A 5,601-nucleotide genomic window follows, 5' to 3' on the forward strand; every position below is an offset into this window, starting at 1 on the left:
AGGGGCGGGCTGGTGCGGGCCTACGGGTCGGCGGTGACCGAGACCCTGGACCGGGCCGAGCCGGTCCGGATGGTGCCGGCCAAGCGGATCGGCGTCGCGGTGGCGCACGACCAGGCCGGACGGGTGGAGAACGACCTGCGGGCCTCCCGGTACGCGGTCGAGGAGGTGACGTACGCGGGCGACGTCACGTTCGTGGTCGCGGTGGGCGAGGACGAGGTGGCCACGTTCATCGACTGGGTGGCCACGCTGACGGCCGGCCGGGCCCGCGTGGACGTGGGCGAGGACATCCACGTCCCCGGCTGAGCGGGACGCCGGCGCCTCGGCCGGTCGGGCGGGTGACTCACCCTTCCAGGGCGTACTGCATGACGCGGAACTTGGCCTGCGCCTCGGCCAGCTCGGCGGCCGGGTCGGAGTCGCCCATGATGCCGCCGCCGGCGAACAGGCGGGCGCGGCGGCCGTGGATGAGCGCCGAGCGCAGCGCGATCCCCCACTCGCCGTCGCCGTGGGCGTCGATCCAGCCGACGGGGCCGGCGTACCCGGCCCGGTCCATGCCCTCCAGCTCGCGGATGACCTCGATCGCGGTGCCGGTGGGGGTGCCGCCGACGGCCGCGGTGGGATGCATGGCGGCGACCACGTCCAGCACCGACGCGCCGTCGGCCAGCCGGCCGGTGACGTGGCTGGCCAGGTGCTGGACGTTGGGCAGCACCAGCAGCTCGGGCTCGTCGGGGGTCTCCAGGGACGAGCACAGCGGGGCGAGGGTCTGGCGGACGGAGGCGATCGCGCACTCGTGCTCGTGCCGGTCCTTCGGCGAGGCGAACAGCGCCGCCCCGCGGGCGAGGTCGTCGGCCGCGCCGGTGCCGCGCGCGGTCGTGCCGGCCAGCACCAGCGACTCGATCTCCTGGCCGGTGCGCCGGATCAGCAGCTCGGGCGTCGCGCCGACCAGCCCCGCGACCGAGAACGTGTAGCACTCGGGGTAGCGCCGGGCCAGCCGGGCGAGCAGCAGCCGCACGTCGATCGGGCGCTCGGCGGTGGCGACGAGGTCGCGGGCGAGCACGACCTTCTCCAGCTCGCCGTCGCGGATGCGGCGGGCGGCGCGGGCGACGACGTGCTCCCATTCGGGGGCGGTCAGGCTGCCGTCGCCGTAACGGACGCGGCCGGGATCGCGGACGGCCGAGAAGGTCTCCAGCGGCGCGTCGCCGATGGTGGTCAGCCAGGCGTGGCCGTCGCGGCGGGCCAGCACGGCGCGCGGCACGACCAGGACGGAGCCGTGGGCGTCCTCGTCGAAGGTGAAGCTGCCGAAGGCGACCGGGCCGGAGCCGGGGGTGCGTACGGCGTCGTCGACGTGGGCGTCGCCGAGCACGCCGGCCAGCCACTCGCGGGCCCAGGCGAACCTGCCGGGGCCCGGCGGGACGGCGACCTTCGCGGCCTGGCCCCAGCCGACGAGGCCCTCTCCGTTCCTGATCCAGGCGTAGGGCGCCGTCCTGGGTAGGGATGCCAGCAGGTCACCGGGGTCGCCGACGGGTGTGGTGCGAACCGGTAGCGGGCGGGTAGTTCCGAGCGCGACACTCACTCAAGACATGCTATGCGGGAACTGAACACGTTCGACTCTGACCCCCATGAATGCCACGTTACGGCCAACGAACCAGGAAAAAACCGAATGTCAGCCGCCATCGGGCGCAACCCGATCGGCTTCGGCCTTGTCAAGCGGCCATATGAAGTCGGTCCTGAAATGGCAGGCCTTCCTCTGCCGCCATGGTCCGCACCTGATCGGCTCTCTACCTTGGGGCCATGATCAGTCGCCTGTGCCCCGTCCTCACCGCAGTGATCATCCTTTCCGGATCGGGCGCGGCGCAGGCCGCCGCCGCCGAGCCCGCACCCGAGATCATGGCCGCGCTCGGCGACTCCATCTCCACCGGGTTCAACGCCTGCGGCTGGTACGTCTCCTGCACCTCGCGCTCGTGGTCCGCCGGCGACCACCAGGAGGTCACCAGCCACTACCAGCGCCTGGTGAAGCTGTCTGGAACGCTCCAGCGCAACAACCTCAACTTCGCCGCCCCCGGCTCCACCAGCGCCGACCTGCTCGGCCAGGTGAAGCAGGCGGTCGCGGCCAAGGCCGATTATGTGACGATTCTCATTGGCGCCCAGGACGCCTGCGTGCGTACCGAGCAGGCCATGACGCCGGTGCAGACCTACCGGCGGCGGCTGGACGCGGCACTGGCCGAGCTGCGCGCCGGCATGCCCGGGGCCAGGGTGCTCATCGCCAGCATCCCCGACCTGCGGCGGCTGTGGCAGGTGGGCAAGGACAACCCCGTGGCCAGGACGTTCTGGACGCTGGGCCGCATCTGCCCCACGATGCTGGCCAACCCGTCCTCCACCAAGCGCGCCGACACCGAGCGGCGGGCCAGGGTGAGGGCCCGCGTGATGGCCTACAACCGGGCCGCCGCCGAGGCGTGCGCCGCGTACGGCCCCGGCTGCCGCACCGACGGCGGCGCGGTGTTCTCCTACGCGTTCACCCTCGGCCACGTCAGCAAGTGGGACTACTTCCACCCCAGCGCGGCCGGGCAGCAGGCGCTGGCCGAGCAGACGTTCAGGAACGGCTTCGGCTGGATCGACCCGCGCTGAGCCTCTAACGGCACTGGGCGAGCATCGTCTTCTTGTCGGCCGCGGTGACCGGCACGTTGTACTTGAACGCGACCTGCGCGAAGCGGGTGACGTACGCGCAGCGGACGCGCCGGTGCGGCGGCAGCCAGTTCGCCGGTCCCGAGGCGTCCTTCTGCTCGTTGGCGGCGCCGTCCACCGGTAACAGGTTGAGCGGGTCGTTGGCGAAGTCGAGCCGCTTGGACATGGGCCACCGCGCCGCGCCCATGCGCCAGCCGTAGTTCAGCGGCACCACGTGGTCGACCTGCACCTCGTCGGCGTTGTCCTTGTGCCAGTAGATGGTCCTGCCGGTGTAGGGGTCGTCCAGCGTCATGGAGACCACCTCGCAGTCCGACCCGCCGCGGTACTTGATGTCGCGGCCGTCGCGGGCCAGCAGGTCATCGCGGGTGCGGCAGCCGTTGCGCGCGTACGGCACCCCGGTCGCCGTGTCGGCCCAGTTCTCCCCGTACCGGGTGCGCTCGTAGCCCGTGTTGAGGCCGAAACCCCTGACCCGCAGCTGTTGGATGAGGTCGCGTGCTTTGGCCTTGTCGGCATCCGAGATGATGGGTGCCAGTCCCGGCAGCGTGCCGCTGACGTTGCCCAGCGGGCTGGCCGCAGTGGCCGCCGGGGTCTTGGCGGTGCCGACAAAGGAAACGACGATGACTGCTCCCGCGAGAAGGGCGATGGCGTCCTTCGTGCTCAACCGGTCCTCCGTGCGCTCCAGTTGTCTAGAGAATTTCCCGGCTTCAACCGTTTTGACACGGGGAGGGTTGTGTGACTGATCGCCCGATCGACCCGGACGTCGATCTTCATGTTCCCGCGCAGCGTACCGAGCTGCACTGGCCCGTCCTCGCCGCGATCGCGGCCGGCGGCGCCCTGGGGGCGCTGGCCAGGTACGCCGTGCAAACCGCGCTGCCCGCCGCGCCGGGCGGCTTCCCCTGGGCGACGTTCTGGATCAACGTGTCGGGCTGCCTGCTGATCGGGGGGCTCATGGTGGTGATCACGGAGGTGCGGCGGGCGCACCCGCTGGTGCGGCCGTTCCTCGGGGTGGGGGTGCTGGGCTGGTTCACGACGTTCTCGGCGTACGTGGTGGACGTCCTGCGGGTGGTCGGGGCCGGGGCACCGGTCACGGGGCTGGCGTACCTGGTGGGCACCATGGTGGCGGCGCTGGTGGCCGTCGCCGCCGGGATGTGGCTGACCAGGCGGGTCACCGGGGCCCCGGCGGTCGCCCGATGACGGTGCTGCTGATCGTGGTGGGGGCGGCGGTCGGGGCGCCACTGCGATACCTGGCGGACCGGGCGGTGCAGGCGCGGCACGACACGGTGTTCCCGTGGGGGACGCTCACGGTGAACGTGATCGGCTCGGCGCTGCTGGCGTTCCTGGCCGCGCTGTCGGCGGGGAGCGGCGTGATGGCGCTGGCGGGGACCGGGTTCTGCGGGGCGCTGACGACGTACTCGACGCTGGGCTACGAGACGGTGCGGCTGATGGAGGAGGGGGCGCGCTTCCACGCGGTGGCCAACGCCGTGGCGAGCGTGGTCGCCGGGCTGGGCGCGGCCTACTTCGGCGTGGCCCTGGCGGAGGCCCTGCTCTGAGGCCCAGCGGCGCCTAGGCCAGCACGTCGCGCAGCAGCCGGCGCGGCTCCTGCCGGCGTTTCCACTCCCTGGGGTAGCCGAGCGACACCTCCTCGAAGCGGACCCCGTCGTACCGGGTTTCGCGTGGGATGTGCAGGTGACCGTAGATCATCGCCGCGGCCGGGTAACGCCGGTGCCAGTCCCGCGTGGCCGTCGTGCCGCACCACTGGGCGAACTCCGGGTACCACAGGACGTCCGTCGGCTCGCGTACCAGTGGGTAGTGGTTGAGGAAGACCAGCGGCACGTCGTCCAGCTCGGCCAGCCGCCGCTCGGTCAGCTCCACCCGCGACCGGCACCACGCCTCCCGGCTCGGGAACGGGTCCGGATGCAGCAGGTATTCGTCCGTGCACACCACGCCGGTGCCGTGCGCGTGGGCAAGGGCGGCCTCCTTCGTGGTGCTGCCGGGCGGCAGGAACGTGTAGTCGTACAGGAGGAAGAGCGGGACGATCCGCACCGGCCCGCCCGGCCCCTCCCACAGCGGGTACGGGTCCTCGGGGGTGACGACGCCCAGGTTCCGGCACATGTCCACCAGGTGGTCGTAGCGGGCGACTCCCTTGAGATCCGGCGGGTCGCCGGGCGGGGTCCACAGCTCGTGGTTGCCCGGCGCCCAGACGACCCGCTCGAAGCGCGCGGCCAGCAGGCGCAGCGCCCAGTCGATGTGCTCCAGCCGCTCGCCGACGTCGCCGGCCACCAGCAGCCAGTCGCCGGGCGTGAACGGTTTCAGGTCTTGGACGATGGCCCGGTTCTCGGGGTAGGAGACGTGCAGGTCGCTGATCGCCAGCAGCCGGCCGTCCTGGGGAGCGGGCAACGGGCATACCTCCTTCCGGCTGGTAAGAGCATGACACGTACCCCTCAGCGCAGCATCACGTGGCAGGCGAGCTGGAGAGCCAGCCTGGTGGCGGCGGCGTCCAGGTCGAAACCGGCCGCCTTGATGCGCTCCAGGCGGGTCGTGACCGTGTTGCGGTGCACGCCCAGCCGGTCGGCCGCGCGCAGCGCCCCGCCCTCGTCCAGCACCGCCGCCAGCGTCTCCAGCAGTGTGCCGTCTTTGTCGATCGCCAGCAACGGCTTCAGCACGACGGCCGCCGGGGCGCGCAGCACGCCGGTGGGGAGCGCCCCGAGCAGCTCGGCCGGGCCTATGCGGTCGGCGCGGGCCACCGTGCCCGGGGCCGCCACGTACGCGGCCGCCTCGGCGCCCAGCAGCGACTCCCCGGCTGCCGCCAGGCCCTCCACCTGCGTGCCGACCCCGGCCGAGGCCGGCCACGGCATCGTCTCCAGGCACCGCTCCCGGCCTGTCTCTTATACCCATCTCCGCGCCCACGAGACCCTAAGACAC

The 5,601-nt window shown here is 72.4% G+C and carries 8 protein-coding genes; 4 read left to right on the plus strand and 4 right to left on the minus strand.

The window, feature by feature from the left end; all coding sequences use genetic code 11:
- Positions 1-303: DUF1949 domain-containing protein (locus EJK15_RS67290; RefSeq protein ID WP_138720596.1), on the plus strand; the 303-nt coding region annotated here is incomplete at its 5' end.
- A gap of 37 nt (positions 304-340) precedes the next feature.
- Here EJK15_RS67290 and EJK15_RS67295 read toward each other — a convergent pair.
- Positions 341-1,570, minus strand: coding sequence for an isochorismate synthase (locus EJK15_RS67295; RefSeq protein ID WP_138720597.1), 1,230 nt, complete (start codon positions 1,568-1,570; stop codon positions 341-343).
- Positions 1,571-1,788: 218 nt separating this feature from the next.
- On the opposite strand from EJK15_RS67295, the gene EJK15_RS67300 reads away from it, so the two are divergent.
- Positions 1,789-2,622 (plus strand): GDSL-type esterase/lipase family protein, encoded by an 834-nt coding sequence (locus tag EJK15_RS67300; protein ID WP_138720598.1) that lies wholly within the window; start codon positions 1,789-1,791, stop codon positions 2,620-2,622.
- 4 nt (positions 2,623-2,626) lie between these two features.
- Here the strand turns inward: EJK15_RS67300 and EJK15_RS67305 are convergent, their stop codons facing one another.
- Positions 2,627-3,340, minus strand: coding sequence for an HNH endonuclease family protein (locus EJK15_RS67305; protein WP_138720599.1), 714 nt, complete (start codon positions 3,338-3,340; stop codon positions 2,627-2,629).
- 71 nt (positions 3,341-3,411) lie between these two features.
- Between EJK15_RS67305 and EJK15_RS67310 the strand changes: the two genes are divergently transcribed.
- Both EJK15_RS67310 and crcB read left to right on the plus strand, forming a co-directional pair.
- Complete coding sequence (locus EJK15_RS67310; protein ID WP_138720600.1) at positions 3,412-3,873, plus strand: fluoride efflux transporter FluC; 462 nt, start codon at positions 3,412-3,414, stop codon at positions 3,871-3,873.
- Positions 3,870-4,229 carry a fluoride efflux transporter CrcB gene (gene crcB, locus EJK15_RS67315; protein ID WP_138720601.1) on the plus strand — a complete coding sequence of 120 codons (360 nt, stop codon included), beginning with the start codon at positions 3,870-3,872 and terminating at the stop codon, positions 4,227-4,229. Before EJK15_RS67310 ends, crcB begins: the two co-directional genes overlap by 4 nt.
- A gap of 13 nt (positions 4,230-4,242) precedes the next feature.
- On the opposite strand, the gene EJK15_RS67320 is transcribed toward crcB, so the two are convergent.
- Positions 4,243-5,076, minus strand: coding sequence for a metallophosphoesterase family protein (locus EJK15_RS67320; RefSeq protein ID WP_138720602.1), 834 nt, complete (start codon positions 5,074-5,076; stop codon positions 4,243-4,245).
- 44 nt (positions 5,077-5,120) lie between these two features.
- Positions 5,121-5,534: a PucR family transcriptional regulator gene (locus EJK15_RS67325; RefSeq protein WP_138720603.1), complete on the minus strand. Its 414-nt coding sequence runs from the start codon at positions 5,532-5,534 to the stop codon at positions 5,121-5,123.
- Positions 5,535-5,601 lie beyond the last annotated feature (67 nt).

Source organism: Nonomuraea basaltis (genome assembly GCF_005893125.1).
GTDB lineage: Bacteria > Actinomycetota > Actinomycetes > Streptosporangiales > Streptosporangiaceae > Nonomuraea > Nonomuraea basaltis.

Coding starts and splice junctions, on each gene's coding strand:
- EJK15_RS67300 (WP_138720598.1), top strand. CDS start 1,789: ATGATCAGTCGCCTGTGCCCCGTCCTCACCGCAGTGATCATCCTTTCC.
- crcB (WP_138720601.1), top strand. CDS start 3,870: ATGACGGTGCTGCTGATCGTGGTGGGGGCGGCGGTCGGGGCGCCACTG.
- EJK15_RS67325 (WP_138720603.1), bottom strand. CDS start 5,534: ATGCCGTGGCCGGCCTCGGCCGGGGTCGGCACGCAGGTGGAGGGCCTG.